Annotated in this window: 14 protein-coding genes and 3 tRNA genes; 4 read left to right on the top strand and 13 right to left on the bottom strand. The window is 45.6% G+C overall.

All coding sequences use genetic code 11. From position 1 onward, the window contains the following. Positions 1-47: 47 nt before the first annotated feature. A complete protein-coding gene (locus L5L91_RS10395) occupies positions 48-671 on the bottom strand; it encodes a DUF2987 domain-containing protein (RefSeq protein ID WP_263236409.1) in 624 nt (207 codons plus the stop codon). After that, the gene (locus L5L91_RS10390; protein ID WP_263236406.1) at positions 664-1476 is read right to left on the bottom strand and encodes a glucosaminidase domain-containing protein; all 813 of its coding nucleotides are present in this window, start codon (positions 1474-1476) and stop codon (positions 664-666) included. Before L5L91_RS10390 ends, L5L91_RS10395 begins: the two co-directional genes overlap by 8 nt. Before the next feature lie 310 nt (positions 1477-1786). On the opposite strand from L5L91_RS10390, the gene L5L91_RS10385 reads away from it, so the two are divergent. Continuing rightward, entirely contained in the window at positions 1787-2707 is a 921-nt protein-coding gene (locus tag L5L91_RS10385) for a YvcK family protein (RefSeq protein ID WP_028759976.1), read from the top strand. Positions 2708-2820: 113 nt separating this feature from the next. Here the strand turns inward: L5L91_RS10385 and L5L91_RS10380 are convergent, their stop codons facing one another. From L5L91_RS10380 to L5L91_RS10360, 5 genes are all read right to left on the bottom strand, one after another. Continuing rightward, a complete protein-coding gene (locus tag L5L91_RS10380) occupies positions 2821-4014 on the bottom strand; it encodes an amino acid aminotransferase (RefSeq protein WP_198573461.1) in 1194 nt (397 codons plus the stop codon). 392 nt (positions 4015-4406) lie between these two features. Beyond that, a tRNA-Leu gene (locus L5L91_RS10375) sits at positions 4407-4493 on the bottom strand. A gap of 49 nt (positions 4494-4542) precedes the next feature. After that, positions 4543-4616: transfer RNA gene (locus L5L91_RS10370), tRNA-Cys, on the bottom strand. 24 nt (positions 4617-4640) lie between these two features. Beyond that, a tRNA-Gly gene (locus L5L91_RS10365) sits at positions 4641-4716 on the bottom strand. A gap of 373 nt (positions 4717-5089) precedes the next feature. Then, positions 5090-6523 (bottom strand): glyceraldehyde-3-phosphate dehydrogenase, encoded by a 1434-nt coding sequence (locus L5L91_RS10360; protein ID WP_263236403.1) that lies wholly within the window; start codon positions 6521-6523, stop codon positions 5090-5092. Between the two features lie 203 nt (positions 6524-6726). On the opposite strand from L5L91_RS10360, the gene L5L91_RS10355 reads away from it, so the two are divergent. Both L5L91_RS10355 and gap read left to right on the top strand, forming a co-directional pair. Next, the gene (locus tag L5L91_RS10355; RefSeq protein ID WP_263236401.1) at positions 6727-7626 is read left to right on the top strand and encodes a DUF2989 domain-containing protein; all 900 of its coding nucleotides are present in this window, start codon (positions 6727-6729) and stop codon (positions 7624-7626) included. A 201-nt stretch (positions 7627-7827) separates the two neighbouring features. Next, entirely contained in the window at positions 7828-8838 is a 1011-nt protein-coding gene (gap, locus tag L5L91_RS10350; RefSeq protein WP_006081590.1) for a type I glyceraldehyde-3-phosphate dehydrogenase, read from the top strand. A gap of 148 nt (positions 8839-8986) precedes the next feature. On the opposite strand, the gene nadA is transcribed toward gap, so the two are convergent. The 5 genes from nadA to astE form a co-directional block, all read right to left on the bottom strand. Next, entirely contained in the window at positions 8987-10069 is a 1083-nt protein-coding gene (gene nadA, locus L5L91_RS10345; protein ID WP_263191992.1) for a quinolinate synthase NadA, read from the bottom strand. 132 nt (positions 10070-10201) lie between these two features. Continuing rightward, positions 10202-11824: a dihydrolipoyllysine-residue acetyltransferase gene (locus tag L5L91_RS10340; RefSeq protein WP_263236399.1), complete on the bottom strand. Its 1623-nt coding sequence runs from the start codon at positions 11822-11824 to the stop codon at positions 10202-10204. Between the two features lie 9 nt (positions 11825-11833). Continuing rightward, positions 11834-12811 (bottom strand): alpha-ketoacid dehydrogenase subunit beta, encoded by a 978-nt coding sequence (locus L5L91_RS10335; protein ID WP_028759982.1) that lies wholly within the window; start codon positions 12809-12811, stop codon positions 11834-11836. Positions 12812-12814: 3 nt separating this feature from the next. Beyond that, positions 12815-13993, bottom strand: coding sequence for a thiamine pyrophosphate-dependent dehydrogenase E1 component subunit alpha (locus L5L91_RS10330; protein WP_006081586.1), 1179 nt, complete (start codon positions 13991-13993; stop codon positions 12815-12817). Between the two features lie 162 nt (positions 13994-14155). After that, on the bottom strand, positions 14156-15190 hold the full coding sequence (gene astE / locus L5L91_RS10325) for a succinylglutamate desuccinylase (protein ID WP_263236397.1): 1035 nt from the start codon (positions 15188-15190) through the stop codon (positions 14156-14158). Between the two features lie 330 nt (positions 15191-15520). Between astE and msrA the strand changes: the two genes are divergently transcribed. Beyond that, positions 15521-16000, top strand: a complete 480-nt coding sequence (gene msrA, locus L5L91_RS10320) for a peptide-methionine (S)-S-oxide reductase MsrA (protein ID WP_105252470.1) — start codon at positions 15521-15523, stop codon at positions 15998-16000. Positions 16001-16116: 116 nt separating this feature from the next. Here the strand turns inward: msrA and pgm are convergent, their stop codons facing one another. Continuing rightward, a complete protein-coding gene (gene pgm, locus L5L91_RS10315) occupies positions 16117-17769 on the bottom strand; it encodes a phosphoglucomutase (alpha-D-glucose-1,6-bisphosphate-dependent) (RefSeq protein WP_263236394.1) in 1653 nt (550 codons plus the stop codon). Between the last annotated feature and the right edge of the window lie 6 nt (positions 17770-17775).

Genomic DNA, 17775 nt, shown 5'->3' with positions numbered 1-17775 from the left:
TATCTTTGAGCCAGCGCTTCTGAATCGCTCTGAAGATATAAAGATGATTACTTCACCCAAGGACTCAACACTAATGGCTTGGCACTGAAGCTTAGCGTGGTGATGCTTTCAAGCTCATTAGCGGCTAATTTATAACTGCCTTTTATCGCTTCTTCACGACCATTAAGGCGTATATAGACTTCTTGTTCAGGTGAGAATTCAAAGTTTAAGCCAGTAATGGATTCCCTAAAATAACGCATCGGGAAGCCTTGCATAGCACCGAGCAGCGTGTCCATCTCAGTCATGATTTGTTGTAGGCGCGTTTTATCGTACTCGGCTAATGTCTGTTTTGCTCTAACTTGCATTGCAATACCACATCCCTCAGCGCTGCCAGCGAAATGCAGATTAACCAAGGCTCGCTGATCTTTTAAATCATCATCTAAGGGAATGAATAACCGCTGGGCATCAGTATACGTCAGTGGCGTTGAGGTTTTTTCACTGGAAATAGAACCACTTTGGATCAAACAATTCTTTTGCATTGGAACACTAAAAGCCACTTCCACGAGTTGATAACCGCCTTTATTGACTTGTTTTAATCTATCATAAAAGCCTTTATATTCAAGGGATACAGTTTCTGCAGCGGCGCTAGTTGCCAAAAAGAACAGGCTACTAAACAACAGTTTTTTATACATCGACATTCACCAAATATTTTTCATTATGACGTAACATATCAAGCAGCTCATCAATATAAGCTTCTTGTCTTTCAGAATAATTCACTAAACCGTAAATCAATTGATCCGCTGTTGGCTCTAGCTCCTGTGAACGTAAATCTGCTCGAATAGAGCGAAATAACGCATAGGCAGTATTAGAATTTAAATTACGCATATAGGATGAAACCGATTCATCGACCGATGAAAACACTTTCACCTCATGACTTTTACCCGAACCACGTGAGGACGGCACTATGCCGCAGCCAGAAGTAAAACACCATTCACCAAAAAAGTTAAAACCTTCTCTCGCAAAACGTGAACTCCCCCAACCCGATTCATTCGCGGCTTGAATTAACACCATAGATTCCGGCACGATATCGACACGTTTAAGTAAGCTTGCTAATGACTTAGCATCTACGTTACGCGCCGCATATTGGTATTTATCGAATAACGCATTGATCTGCGCTAATTCGGTATCAGATAAACTCTTACCATTATCGACTAAGGCAAGCATCTCATTGATAAAGCCACGCTCCATCAAGATAATGGCATTCTGTTGCTGAACAATCGGCCGCAGGAAATCAAAAAAAGCTTTCTTCTTTTCGGTAATGTCGCTGATCGCTGAAAAGTCAGGGACTTGCGTAACAGGATCGACATCGCTGACGAATTGGGGCGCAATAGCGGATGAGTCATTCGAGTGAGGAATGATCCAAACTCGTAATGCAAAAATCGCCACTATGACCAGGGCTAATGCCAATGTAAACGAACCGATTCTACCCGTTTTCAATCATTCACCTTAGGTGTAACGCCCTTATTGGGCAAATAAAGGCCGGATTATAAGCTATTTGTCAGATTTCACGAAATTTGCCCATCATCATGATCACGAACTCAGGTACAATATTACGCCTGAGGCACCATTATCGAGTCGAGCTTGCTATTACGCCGTCGTTTATAGATGCAAGCATTTGACTGAGTATTTATACTAAGGTTCCTTAGCGTTATCACCATTGCACAACGGTTCATGAGTCATCCCGCTTATAGCGACAATGGATGGCTATGACATTAAATTTTCGGGTATTCAGGAAGGAAAAACCCAGATGCAGCATTTGATGTTAAATCAATTTGAACGTGTCGTCGCCATCGGCGGAGGCCATGGTTTAGGCCGAGTATTATCCTCGCTCGATTTTTTAGGCAACCGCCTTACAGGGATTGTCGCCACCACTGATAATGGTGGTTCTACTGGTCGACTGAGAGCCGAGCAAGACTGTATTGCTTGGGGAGATTTACGTAACTGCTTATCCCATTTAGCTAATCGTCCTTCCGTTGGCTCGCAATTGTTCGAATATCGTTTCCAAGGTGCCACTGAACTCAGTGGCCATAATTTAGGTAATTTAATTTTACTGGCTCTTGATCAACTCTGCGTTCGTCCATTAGAAGCGGTTAATCTCATCCGTAACTTACTTAAGATAGAAACCCAACTTATTCCCATGTCAGAGCAGCCCACTCACTTAGTGGCCCTGCAAGCCTGTGGCAGTAAAGTCTTTGGGGAAATTAATGTCGACAGTATGAATGAGGCTCCTATTGCACTCTGCCTTGAGCCACAGGTCGATGCCACCTTTGAAGCCTGTGAAGCTGTTCGTCAGGCGGACTTGGTCATCTTAGGCCCTGGGAGTTTCTTAACCAGTATCATGCCGCCGCTGCTGTTACCGAAGTTTGCGAAAAGCCTCGCTGCAACTAAAGCGCAGGTGATCTTTATCGATAACCTTGCCGAAGAGGCCTCACCCGCGGGTCGGTTTAGCATTGAGCAACGCATAGCTTGGTGTCACCAGGTGATTGGCAAGCCCATTATTCACAAAGTACTTCGCCACGGTGAACAAACGCGTTTAGGGCCACTGATTAACTATTTTCCGTTGAAGAATCGCCATAATCCCAATCTACATGATCAAGCTAATTTATTAGATGCATTAAGCGCCCTGCTGCGGATCAATGATCTCACTCAACAACCGCTTGCCTGCTAGCGCTTACCTGTTAATCATTCAATCGAAATAATAAAGGACAGCAAGTGCTGTCCTTTATATTGTAAAGCTAAAAGGAATGTCCCTTTAGTCTGTCTATAAGGCTGCAATAACCATTACAACACTTGTGCTATGGCTTTACAGATAACAGGCATATTCGTCTTAGTCATGCCTGCAACGCTAATGCGCCCAGAGCCGACAATATAGACACCAAATTCGTCTTTCAAACGTGCCACTTGGGCTTTGTTTAAACCTGAGAAACTAAACATGCCATTTTGGCGAGAAATAAAACTGAAGTCCTGAGTCACGCCCTCAGCCTTTAAGCTATCAACAAACAGAGTACGCATTTCGGCGATACGTTCACGCATCTCTTTGACTTCCTGCACCCACATGGCTTTCAGAGCTGCATCATTTAATATCGTGCTGACGATCAGTGCGCCATGGGCTGGCGGATTAGAATAGTTGGCGCGTATGGTACGTTTCACTTGGCTAAAAGCACGTACGGCAGCATCAGCATCTTCAGCCACCACAGTCACGGCGCCAATACGCTCGTTGTATAAACCAAAGTTTTTAGAGAAAGAGTTAGCGACCAGCAACTCAGACACTTTAGACGCGACTAAACGCAGACCTGCCGCATCTTCTTCAATGCCAGCACCAAAACCCTGATAAGCAAAGTCAAACAGTGGTACGAGTTTCTTATCAGCACACAATTGAGCAACAAGTTCCCATTGCGCCAACGTTAAATCGATACCCGTTGGGTTATGGCAGCAACCGTGTAGCAGCACGACATCACCCGCATTGGCGTGAGACAAGTCAGTCATCATGGTATCGAAATCGATGTCATGGGCTTCTGCTTTGTAATAACCGAACTCTTTAACCGTTAAACCCGCCGTTTCAAAAATATTTTGATGGTTGGCCCACGTTGGATTGCTCACCCAAATAGTGTGCGAATCGGTATTACGCAGTAAAAACTCAGCAGCAATACGCAGTGCTCCTGTACCACCAGGAGCTTGCGCTGTGGCAGCACGGCCAGAAGAAATTAATGCACTGCCTTCGCCGAACAACAAGGTTTGTACTACACGGTTATAAGCTTGAACGCCTTCAATGCCTAAGTAGTTTTTGGTCTTCTCTTGCTCAAGTAAAATGGCCTCGGCTTTTTTCACTGAAGCCAGAACGGGAGTCTGTCCTGCCTCATCCTTATAAATGCCAACACCAAGATTAACTTTATCCTGACGCGGATCAGCTTTAAAGGTATCGGTTAAACCAAGAATTGGATCAGCGGGTGCGAGTAATACTTGAGAGAAAATCATGACTACGTATCCTAATATGCGCGTGTAGGGGAAATTTCGGCTTATTTATACCACTGTCTTTAAGGGGGTAATAGCGACTTAAGTCCCTTCTTAGGGAAATTATTACACTATTGTCGATTCAACAATAAAAAGTACATTTTATTACGCAATTACTAGCCAAATAGTGACATTATTTAAATAAAGCGATTTACAACATCTAGATCACAAAATCACTCAGTTTTGTATTGTAGAGAAGAAACAGGTCAGAAGTCGCAATACTGAATGAGTAAAATAGTGGGCTTGGGCCTAACCAATCTATAGCTGTAGTTATACTAGATTAAGAATCATAAAATGTGGATGTAGAAGTTACAAAGCAAAAAAGCCCTGACATCAGTCAGGGCTTTTCTGTTTTTTGGTACCCGAGGCCAGACTTGAACTGGCACGCTGTTACCAGCGAGGGATTTTAAATCCCTTGTGTCTACCGATTCCACCACTCGGGCAAACTCTTTATATTAACAACTGGAATCGTGTCATTAATACTTTAATCTATGGAGGCGCGACCCGGAGTCGAACCGAGATCGACGGATTTGCAATCCGCAGCATAGCCATTCTGCCATCGCGCCCAAACTGCCAAATTTATTAAAATTTGGAGCGACATATCGGGTTCGAACCGATGACCTATACCTTGGCAAGGTATCGCTCTACCAACTGAGCTAATGTCGCCTATCATTGCGCTTAATCATTTGAACTCATGCTCGGCATGCTTTCCCTTGACTGCGGATTGGCATTCTACCGATTTAGACCTCAGAGTCAATCAACAATTTTTAAAAAATGATCTAAGCCGCATCGTTTGCCCAATAAACCGCCACACCTCAGTAAAGTTGATGTTTCATTCATCAATTTAGGCTTTTTTCCGATACTGATGCCGATGCTACCGCTAATTAAATGCGGCAGATAAACAGGGGATCATGGTGAGCTATGGAGTCGAGTCCAATAAAATTGTAGAAGTATAGAAAAACAAAAGCGCCCTATTGGGCGCTTTATTCAAAGGTTAGGCAAAGTCATTAATCACTCGAGAAAAACCTACGTGGGCAATTTACGCAGGTAGAGATAGCGTCGTTAAACCTAACATAGTTTGCATTACGCCAACCACTTGGCAACTGTAACCAAATTCGTTGTCATACCATACATAAAGAATGGCACGCTTGCCTTCTGCAATAGTCGCTTGTGAATCAACCACACCCGCGTAGCGAGAACCCACTAAATCGCTCGATACAATCTCAGTAGAGTCTGTGTAATCAATTTGATTTTGCAGTGGTGATTGTAACGCCGTATCTTTCAGATACTCGTTAAGCTCATCTTTACTGGTTTCAGCATTCAGGTTCATGCTGATGATCGCCATAGAGACGTTAGGCGTCGGCACACGAATCGCGTTACCAGTTAACTTACCAGCTAATGCAGGCAAAGCTTTAGCAACCGCTTTTGCTGCACCCGTTTCAGTGATCACCATGTTTAATGGTGCACTACGGCCACGACGGTCAGCGGTATGATAGTTATCAATCAGGTTTTGATCGTTGGTATAAGAATGAATCGTTTCAACGTGACCATTCTCGATACCATATTTATCATTCACAGCTTTCAGTACTGGCGTAATAGCATTGGTGGTACAACTCGCCGCTGAAACGATAATGTCTTCAGGGGTAATATCGCCTTCGTTCACACCGTAAACGATATTCTTAATCGCGCCTTTTGCAGGAGCCGTCAGTAATACTTTGCTGGCACCAGGGCTCTTAAGGTGTAAACCAAGACCCGCTTCATCTTTCCAAATACCCGTGTTATCAACAATCAATGCATCATTGATGTCGTATTTAGTGTAATCCACTTCGTCGGGTGAATTAGCATAGATCACTTGGATATAAGTGCCGTTGGCTATGATGGCGTTGTTCTCTTCGTCAACTTCAACAGAGCCATTGAAAGGGCCATGGACTGAGTCACGACGCAGTAAACTCGCGCGTTTTTCTAAATCGCCTTTCTTACCGCCACGTAAAACGATAGCGCGTAACCTTAACTTATTGCTGCGACCTGTGCGTTCAATCAGCAAGCGTGCCAATAAGCGACCGATACGGCCAAAACCATAAAGCACGACGTCACGCGGTGCGACATCATCAGCATGGTCGATGGCATCGGCCAACTCTTTTGCCATATAGTTTTCAATTTCGCTGACATCGGTGTGATCGCGCCAGTAATTGACTGCAAGCTTACCAATATCCACTTTACATTGTTTAACTGCGAGTTTGCTCAAAGCTTGAACGAAGGGGAAACTCTCGCGTAAACGTAATTTTTCACCGACATGACGACGAACTAAACGGTGCGCTTTAATGATTTCAATCGTAGAAGCATTGAGTAACGGCTTGCCGTAGACCACGACTTCAACGCCTTGGTTACGGTACAACTTGCCTAACAAAGGCTGCATTGCCTCTGCCATTTCAAAACGTTCTTGCCAACTTTGTAGGTGTTTATCAGCGCTCATTTACAGATCCTTTATCTCACTTTTCAATAAAATGTACTGAAAGGTTTGAGTAACATGACGAAAAGACCAATAATCTAATGCGGGTTTTAGGGAAAACCCTGTTTTGGTCGGCGCCATTGTAATGAAAGTCGCGCTTTGTTGCCAGTAAGATATTTTCTGTAAATCTGTAATTTTATTAGAAAAATTATCGTTTGGAGAGTGTTTTGAGACAAAATCTAGTAATAATTACATCATTTACCTTAGGGATGAGCTTTTTCGGTCTTTTCGGTTGTGATAATGACCGAAATATCTCAGCAATTTGTAAAAATAATCCTGAAATTTGTGCCGATTTGCATAAGGACAGCTGGTGTTTGACTGAAAAGACCAAGCTTATCCAAAACCGCTACAAGTTAAAAGACAGCGAAAACCTCACTGGTAAGCAGCTCTACTCACAATTAACCTACCTTGAGGATTACAGCCGTTGCATTGAACTCGCCTCTGGCGTTCAGCATATCATCCACACCAATCGCACAGCAGATAGAGCCAGAGCCTTTAGACTAAGCACTCAAAATTTAAGTTTACTACAAGATCAAACCCGTGAACGGCAAGACCCTTTTATGTCCTATTACCAATGGACTCGCTTTGGCGATACCGCAGCGTTAAATAGATTATTAGAACAGGAAAACGCCGGCGAAGTGACCGACCCCTTTCTACTTGCCCAAGTCGCCACCTATTACAGCAATCGAAATGCCATCAAAGCGCAACAACTCTATCTTAAAGTCTTTGCGGAGATCCAATACGATGATTTCGATGTTAACTGGTTACTTGGGCTCGCATCTGCCTATCGCCAGCAACAGGTTTTAGATAAATCCTATATGCTGACGAAGGCAAATTTACTACTTACGCAGCAGAAGTATTCTGAAGAAAAAATGCTAGCCTTGCTCGGTGGCAATAAAACGCTGGCGACTGAACTCAACTTAAAAGCCCAAGCCCTTATCGACGCGCTAAAAAACGGCACTTATTCTATGAGTCCAGTAAGACAATGGCTTGATCCTCAAGCGGTTGCCCAAGCGCCAACTGAAACCGAAGCAGTGCCGCCTGCGCCTGTCGAAAAAGTAAACTAAGCAACTGATGGCAAAATGTTTGCCATCTTGTAATTTTTTACCCAATTAACGCGTGAAAAATGGCGATTTCGCGACCGATGTAAAAAAAATACCTAATTTGTTAATCAAGACAGCGGTAAAATGCCGATTTAACTTGACGATAGCTGTCAGTTTGGTAATTTTACTACCAGTTGAATTTTATAATCACCAGAGGGATATGAGATGACTATCCGTGTAGCAATAAATGGCTATGGCCGTATCGGTAGAAACGTATTACGCGCCTTGTACGAAAGCGAAAAAGCTTACCCAATCAAGATTGTCGCTATTAATGATTTAGGCGATGCTTCAATCAACGCTCACCTGACAAAATACGATTCTGTTCACGGTCGTTTCAATGCCAAGGTTGACCATGATGCCGAAGCTATTTATGTGAATGGCGATAAGATCCTCACTTTCCAAGAACGTGATCCTGCAAAACTGCCATGGGCAGAGTTGCAAGTTGACGTGGTTTTCGAATGTACCGGTATCTTCACTTCTAAAGAAACCGTTCAACCACATTTAACCGCTGGCGCGAAGAAAGTGATTATTTCTGCTCCAGGTAAAAATGTGGATGCCACAGTTGTTTACGGTGTGAACAACAACGTGCTGACGTCAGACATGACAGTGATTTCAAATGCTTCTTGTACGACTAACTGTTTAGCCCCTTTTGCTAAGCCGTTAAATGACGAGATTGGTATTGAATCAGGCCTAATGACCACCATTCACGCTTATACCAACGATCAACGTTTATCTGACGTGTACCATACAGATTTACGTCGTGCCCGTGCTGCGGCACTGTCAATGATCCCAACTAAAACTGGTGCAGCTGCTGCTGTAGGTTTGGTTGTACCTGAATTACAAGGTAAGTTCGACGGTTTAGCGGTTCGTGTACCTACAGTTAACGTATCACTCGTGGATTTATCTTTCATCGCTGCCCGTGACACTACAGTTGAAGAAGTGAATGCCATTATCGAACGTGCTGCCAGCGTTGCGCCATTGAGCGAAGTGTTAGCGGTAAACAAAGAGCCATTGGTGTCTATCGACTTTAACCACAATGCGTTTTCTTCAAACTTTGACGCAACTCAAACCCGTGTAAACGGTCGTTTAGTGAAAGTGATGTCTTGGTATGATAACGAGTGGGGATTCAGTAACCGTATGTTAGATAACGCGGTTGCACTGATGAACGCAAAGTAATCTAGTCACTAGATTCCGCGTTACTCAATTAAGCCTCGCATTTGCGGGGCTTTTTATTGCCTTAGTTTTAATAAAAACAACAGACATAAAAAATCCCCACGCTATGGCGGGGATTTTTATTACGCTGAAGAAAAGCTAAATAATGGGCTTAGGCATTACCCTTCACTTTCATATTCAGTGTCTTGGCAAAATCCAGCATACGCGTCAGTGGGATAAGCGCTTTAACTCTTAAGTCTTCATCCACAAAAATCTCATGGGTGGTTTTATCGCTGTCGGCGAGTGACGCTTCAATGGCCTGCAAACCGTTCATCGCCATCCAAGGACAGTGGGCACAGCTCTTACAGGTTGCGCCATTTCCGCCGGTTGGCGCTTCAATTAAAATTTTACCTGGCGCCGCCTGCTGCATTTTATAAAAAATGCCGCGATCGGTTGCCACGATAAAACGCTCATTTGGCATGGTCTGCGCTGCTTTAATCAGTTGACTGGTCGAGCCAACTGCATCGGCCATCGCCACCACACTGGCTGGCGACTCAGGATGCACAAGGATAGCTGCATCGGGGTAAACGCTTTTCATATCGCGCAGCGCGTTCGATTTAAACTCGTCGTGAACGATACAATCGCCCTGCCACATCAACATGTCGGCGCCCGTCTGTTTGGCGATATAACTGCCTAAATGACGATCGGGTCCCCAAATAATCTTTTTACCTTCGCTGTCCAAGTGCTCTACGATTTCAAGGGCAATACTAGAGGTCACCACCCAATCGGCGCGCGCTTTAACTGCAGCCGAAGTATTGGCGTAAACCACCACAGTATGATCTGGGTGGGCGTCGCAGAAAGCGCTGAACTTATCGATTGGACAACCTAAGTCCAATGAACAAGTGGCTTCTAAGGTCGGCATTAAAATGGTTTTTTCTGGGCTTAAAATCTTGGCGGTTTCACCCATAAACTTGACCCCAGCAACGATTAAGGTTTTTGCTGGGTGATCGCGGCCAAAGCGCGCCATTTCTAAGGAGTCTGAAACACAGCCGCCGGTTTCTTCGGCAAGGGCTTGGATTTCAGGATCGGTATAATAGTGGGCAACCAGAACGGCATCTTTTTCAATGAGCAGTTGCTTGATACGTGCCTTATAGTCGGCTTTTTGCGTATCGGACAAAGGCACTGGCTTAGGCGGAAACGGGTAATCAATGGTTTCTATTGTTGGAGCAAATGGGCTGGGGGCTAACTGACTCATAACACATCCATCAGGATAACGACGTTCGGGAATTATACGTAATCGGGATCAAAAGATTAACCCATTTGTGCAAAGCAAATAAAAAAGGACGCTTTTAGCGTCCTTTTAGTGTCAGTTATTCGTGCCAGCGCCTTAGCGCATCGCTAATAACATCTCTTGAGGCTGCTCAAGATACTGTTTCCACAGATTACAGAAGCGAGCAATGGTGCCGCCATCGATCACTCTATGGTCGCCAGACCAGCTCACTTGCATGATTTGGCGAGCTTCGACGTCCCCTTTCGCGTTAAAACGCGGCAAGGTTTGCAACTTACCTAAGGCCACAATCGCCACCTCAGGTTTGTTGATAATTGGCGTCGCCACTGTGCCACCTAAGGCGCCAATGTTAGAGATGGAAATGGTGCCGTCTTTCAGATCCGCTGGCGCCACACGGCCGCTGCGGGCTGCTTGGGTCAGACGGGTGATTTCTGCCGCCACTTCTAAAATGCTCTTGTCCTGCACATCTTTGATGTTGGGCACCAAAAGACCCACTTTAGAATCCACCGCCATGCCGATATTGTGACGTGCCTTGTAAGTGAGTTCAGTGCAATCCGCATTCACTTGACTGTTCATCACCGGGAATTGAGTTAATGCCAGCGACATCGACTTCATAAAGAAAGGCATCATGGTCAGCTTCACTTCATCGGATGAATACTTAACCTTCATACTTTCACGCAGTGCAACTAAGTCTGTTAAATCAAACTCTTCGCAATAGGTAAAGTGCGGAATGCTCGACACCGACTCCACCATCATACGGGCCATCACAGCTTTTACGCCGCGGATCGGCTCAACCGTGTCAGCGCGTTGAGTCACTGTCGATGTTGGAACTTGGGTTTGAGATGCTTGAGTCGCTTGAACTGGTGCTTCTTTTACCTGAGTCGCACTTGATGCAGAAACATTGCTCGCGCCTTGTTGGAAGCGAGTGATGTCTTCCTTATACACACGGCCGTGCTTTCCTGTGCCAGGTACTTGGCTTAAATCAATATCTAAAGATCGCGCCATACGGCGAACAGCAGGGCTGGCCAAGGCTTTACCTTGGCGAGCAGGTTCTGCATTCACAATCTGGGCTGCTGGTGCCGCATTGGCCACAGTATCAGTGTTTGTTGTTGCCGCAGGTGCAGAAGCCATATGCTTAACTTCAATGGCAAATAAAGGCGCATGTACTTTAGCTAGCTGACCTTTGCGATAATGCAGTTTGGCAATTTTACCCGCTTTAATAGCAGGAATTTGCACCAGCGCTTTATCTGTCATCACGTCGGCAATCGGTTGATCTTCCTCAACCCAATCACCTTCGCTCACTAGCCATTCGACGAGTTCACATTCAACAATACCTTCGCCAATATCCGGTAGTAAGAATTCTTCAATGCTGATGGATGAACTGGATGACGTATTGGCAGTTGTTGCCGCCACAGGCTCAGTCACTTTTGCAGTCGTCGCAGCAGATTCAGCCACAACCGCTTCACCTGAAATTTCAACGGCACCTTCAATTTTTACGGCATAGAGCGGCGCATGCACTTTCGCAATATCACCCTTGGCGTAATACAACTTAGTGACCACGCCCGCAAAAGGTGCAGGGATTTGCACTAAAGCTTTGTCTGTCATGACATCGGCAATCGGCTGATCTTCAACGACTGTGTCGCCTTCTTTGACTAGCCATTCAACCAACTCACACTCCACAACACCTTCGCCAATATCCGGCAAAATAAAATCTTTAATCATACCGGACTCCTAGAAGGTCACTGATGCTTTGATGGCTTCAAACGTTTTGAATGCATCTGGCATGTATTCTTTTTCATGAATGAGTGGGTACGGGGTATCTAAACCACAAACGCGGCTGATGGGCGACTCTAGATACAAGAAGCATTCTTGCTGAATCGTCGCGGCAATTTCACCGGCAAAACCACCCGTTAATGGCGCTTCATGATTGACCAGTAGACGTCCGGTCTTTTTGACTGAATCGGCAACGGTATCGATATCCCAGGGTGACAAGGTGCGTAAATCGATAACTTCACAGGAGATCCCTTCTTTAGCGGCCATGTCGGCGGCTTTTTCAAGAATTTCCATTTGCGCGCCCCACGCCACTAAGGTGATGTCTTTACCTTCGCGAACCACTTCAGCCTTACCCAGTTCAATTTCATAATCGCCCGCGGGCACTTCGCCAACCGATGCACGATATAAACGCTTAGGCTCAAAGAAGATCACCGGATTTTTGTCACGGATTGACGCCAACAGCAATCCTTTGGCTTGCTCAGGGTTGCGTGGCACCACCACTTTTAACCCCGGCGTCTGGGTAAAATAGGCTTCAGGTGATTGCGAGTGATAATGTCCGCCCGCGATACCGCCGCCATAGGGCGTACGGAACACTAATCCACCGACATCGAACTCATTACCGCTACGGTAACGGAACTTAGCCGACTCGTTAACGATTTGATCAAACGCCGGAAAGATATAATCGGCGAATTGAATTTCAGCCACGGCGGTCATGCCATTTGAGGCTAAACCATTGGCAAAACCGGCAATACCTTGCTCTGTCAGCGGCGTATTAAAGCAGCGAGCGCGACCGAATTTTTCTTGAAGACCGGAGGTGGCGCGAAATACCCCGCCAAAGTGGCCCACATCTTCACCAAAAACCACCATGCGTTCATCGGCTTGCATGGCAATCGACAAGGCCTCATTGACGGCCTGTAACATATTCATTTCAGCCACGGCTTATAGTCTCCCTGCACTTTTTGGATAGGCTTGCGGATATTTCTTGATATGTTCTTTAAGATCGGCAAGTTGCTTTTTCAGCACTGGCGTCGGCTTGTCGTACACATCTTCAATAATTTCATCCAGCATAGGCACAGGAATTTTTTCAGCCACTTTTACCGCAGCCAATACTTCTTCACGATATTTTTCATGCAGTTTCACATCATCCGCTTCAGCCAACCAACCTTTGTTGATAAGCCATAATTTGAAGCGTTTAACCGGATCGTGTTGCTGCCACTTGGCTTCTTCATCTTTCGAGCGATAACCTGAGGGATCGTCTGAAGAAGAGTGTGCGCCGAGACGGTAAGTCATGGCTTCAATCAGCACAGGCGCATTATGCTCAATCGCATAGGCGCGGGCTTGCTGAGTTGCGGCTAACACGGCCAACATGTCATTACCATCAACACGAATGGTGTGCATGCCATAACCGACACCACGGCTGGCAATACCGTTTCCAGCAAACTGCTCTTCAGTGGGGGTAGAAATGGCGTAGCCATTGTTACGACAGAAGAAAATCACTGGGCATTTCAGTACCGCGGCCATGTTTAGGCCAGCATGAAAATCCCCTTCCGATGCAGCGCCTTCGCCAAAATAACAAACCGCGACTTTGCGCTTACCTTGCATTTTTAAGCTGTAGCCCACACCAGTCGCCTGCGGGATTTGCGTGGCTAACGGTGACGAAATCGTTTGATAATGCAATGCCGCACTGCCGTAATGGATTGGCATTTGGCGACCTTTACCAAGATCTTTCTCGTTACTGAACATCTGATTCATAAACTGTTCAGTGGTAAAGCCGCGATAACGCAGCGCCGCATGCTCACGATATTGTGCAAGGATCACATCTTCTTGATCGAGTGCGGCCACACTGCCAACAATCGCCGCCTCTTCACCCGTACAGGTCATGTAGAAACTGATGCGTCCTTGACGCTGGGCGCCAAGCATACGTTCATCAAGTACCCGAGTGAATACACAGGTATCGTAAATTTTAGTGGCTAAGGTTTCATCTATCACAGGCAAAACCGCGGTTTCATAAGTGGTGCCGTCGGCTTGTAGAATTCGAAGGATAGGAATGTGTAGCGATGCCTTATCCAAGAAGCCGACACGGTGCACTGTATCAGTGTTGAGTGTTGCTTTGCTCATATTGTGCTCTTGTTATCTCATTACGCATCAAAGCGTTTTGATGCGTCTGTTTATACGAATATGCCCGACGAACATTACGTTAACGTAAACTACCTATCAACCATTGGCATAGCTCAAACCACAAGTTATCCCTGCCACGCATGTATATATTGCTTTACAAGCCTAACGCACGTCCGCATTCACCGCAGGGATCAGGCAAATCACAGTGCGATTACCAATAGGCACTTTGGCATTAGGGAACACGACAGACTCAAACTCATGTTCCACTTTAATTTCTTGCCCACCTTCCCGCGCTAAAACAAAGCCCTTCGGGAAAGATCTGAAGTTTTCGACATCAGTTGCGAAGGTAAATTCAAAATCATCGAAATGTTTATTGATGACGCGGCACACTTGGTACAAGTTAACCTTATCGGCATCAAATGCATCCAGCGCCAACGGCTTAGCGGTGATCAAGCGCATGAACATTTCATGGGTGGCGATAAAACGCGTCATGTCGTTCTGCCCCATGGGATACACTTTGCCAAGCTCAATGGTAAAGGCATCGGCACCGTAGCGTTCAGAGGAAAAATAGCTGAAGGTCGTGGTCGGTTCATGGTGGAAAAGTACTGTATCGACGCCGCTTGCGGCTAAAAACATAATTTGCTCGCCGCTAAAGGCGCGCCCAGGACGATAGGGATAGATAGCGAACTTTTCATGCTTCGAGGCGCGCATCGCCGTGTGCAGATCATAATGGATGCGCTGACGTCCATCGGCAACCGCAGTATAAAAACGATCGACATAGGCTTCGAGTTTTTTCGCGCGAACTCGCTCAGGGTTCACTAACCCTGGTGGATTGGAATGCTCACCACTAAAGAGACGATTCATGTTTTCGTCAATAATCCGCGTGCCGTTATTAATCGCTAATGGGTTACCAATGAGAAATAAAGTGCGCTGCTTTGCGATGATCTTTTGCTGTAGAAGTTGTTTAATTAAGCTATTGCAGAGTTCAATAGGCGCGGTCTCGTTACCGTGAACACCGCAGGAAAGCACAATATCTTTTCCTTCATTCTTTACTGGTTCGAAAACAATAACACCGGTATCCCACACTTCCACTTGAGTATGATCGCCTAAGTTAAATGAAAATTCGCCATCGAACTGTTTAGGGTGGGCTAAGGTGAGCGCTAAAAAATCCTTTGAATCTAACAGAGCTTGTAACACAGAATTCTCCTTATAATGATGTGTAACAGTATTGGCGCAATAGCATAAGTACAGGCAGTAATAACCACTTAAGCATTTATCTCACCGCGGTTAGTCTCACTCGCACCTAAAAAACGGCTTCAATACTAACACATGTTTTTAGTGCTGTTCTCAGACATTTATTGCCGTAAGACCCAGTTTTAAGCGGAATGACATTCAACTAAGCTGATTGTTAAATTCTTAGGACATTCCCTAAGAATTTCCCATGATAAATATTCCAGCTTGAGGCTTGCTTTTGCACTCAAGTTTCATCACAATCCTTAGCCATCTAGACTTCTATTGGGTTTAATTATGGCGTTAGCAACCTTTGGTGCCGGCTGTTTCTGGGGCGTAGAGTATTTTTTTAGACAAGTGAACGGCGTATCGAATGCCACCTGCGGCTATATGGGCGGCAATAATGCGGCGACGAGCTATGAAGAAGTCAAAAAAGGCAAAACGGGCCATGCCGAAGTGGTACAAGTGGAATTCGATCCCGCCCTTGTCAGTTATGAAGACTTGCTCGATGTATTTTGGAAAAACCATAATCCTACGAGTCTGAACATGCAAGGCGGAGATATTGGCACTCAATATCGCAGCACCATTTTCTTCCACGACCGTGAGCAAAAAGCGGCCGCCGAAGCCTCAAAGTTAGCTTTTGCCCGCTCGGGCCGTTGGGGATTACGCCATATCGTCACTGAAATAGTGCCACTTCAACAGTTCCATGTGGCTGAGGAATATCATCAAAATTACATCGATAAGAATAACTTACCGAGTTGTCATATCGAGTACTAAATACGGTCAAATCAGTATTAGATCAACTACTCACAGCTGAATTAGACACAAACAAAAACGCACTCAAATCTGAGTGCGTTTTTTATTTTGAGACGTTAGCTAAACCTACTACTGCATTAAGCGTTTAGCGCCTTATCAATTAATGCCTGCGCATCTTTGATGATCTCAGCCAAATGTTGCTCACTGATAAAACTTTCGCCGTAGATTTTAAATAACGCTTCAGTGCCCGATGGACGCGCCGCAAACCACCCATTAGCGGTGGTAACTTTGATGCCGCCAATCGCCGCATTATTGCCTGGCGCATGGGTTAACACGTTTTCGATTGTCTCACCTGCAAGCACAGTGGCATTTAAGGTATCGGCATTGAGCAAAGCAAACTTGGCTTTGTTTTCAAGACTGATTGGGCTATCGATACGCTTATAGAAACTTTGGCCAAATTGTTTTACTAACTCTTGGTGACGCTGACCTGGGGTTTTACCTGTCACCGCAAGAATTTCTGCGGCAAGTAATCCTAAAATGAAGCCGTCTTTATCTGTGCACCATGTGCTGCCATCACGGCGTAAAAATGCCGCGCCAGCACTCTCTTCACCGCCAAAGGCGATTGTGGCTTCGGCTAAACCGTCGACAAACCACTTAAAGCCCACAGGCACTTCGAGTAACTTTTTGCCGTGGAAAGCACAGATTTTATCGATAAGCGCACTCGATACTAAGGTTTTACCTATGGCTAAGGTATCGCTCCAATCTGGTCTGTGTGTCAGTAAATAATCAATAGCGACCGCAAGATAATGATTCGGATCCATCAAACCCGTACCAGGGCAAACGATGCCGTGACGGTCATAATCGGGATCATTACCAAGGCATAAATCAAAGGATTCTTTATGGGCGAGTAACCCGGCCATCGCGTAGGGAGATGAGCAATCCATGCGGATTTTGCCGTCTTTATCCAGCGGCATAAAGCTAAAGCTTGGATCAACCTTATCATTAACTAACGTGATATCGAGCCCATAACGCGCGGCAATCGGTGCCCAATAGAAAATCCCTGAACCACCGAGCGGGTCAACGCCGATACGCAGCTTAGCGTTGGCAATCGCCTGCATGTCGATAACATTTTCTAAATCAGCCACATAAGGCGTGATCAAATCAATGGCGTTGACATAGCCTGATGCCAGCGCTTCGGCATACACTAATTTTTGCACGCCAGCTAACGCTTGGCGCAAGTAATCATTGGCCCGCGATTCAATCCAAGCGGTGATATTACCTTCGGCCGGTCCACCATGGGGTGGATTGTATTTAATCCCACCATCTTGAGGCGGATTGTGGGAAGGCGTAATGATCAAACCATCGGACAATGCCGCACCCGTAATATTGGCTTCGCGATTGGCGCAAATCACCCCATGGGAAACCACTGGCGTAGGCGTAAATCCATCGTTCTGTTGGATTTTCACTGTGACTTTATTTGCCGCAAGCACTTCAATTGCCGACAAATAGGCCGCATAGGATAACGCATGGGTGTCAATCCCAAGGATCAGCGGCCCATCGATATTTGCCGATTGACGGTAGTCAACCACAGCTTGGGTAATCGCCCAAATGTGTTGTTGGTTAAAACTGCCATTGAAAGCGCAGCCTCTGTGCCCAGAAGTGCCAAAGGTGACGCGTTGTTGTACGTCATCCATATTTGGCGTGATGCTGTAATAATGGCTCATCAGTTTTGGAATATTGACCAGATCCGTCTGATTAGCGATTTGTCCTGCCCTTTGATGTATTGCCACCTATGG

The sequence above is a fragment of the Shewanella sp. SM55 genome, from assembly GCF_025654025.1.
Classification (GTDB): domain Bacteria; phylum Pseudomonadota; class Gammaproteobacteria; order Enterobacterales; family Shewanellaceae; genus Shewanella; species Shewanella oncorhynchi.
The sequence above is the reverse complement of the archived record's forward strand: the minus strand, read 5'-3'. Positions and strand labels throughout refer to the sequence as shown.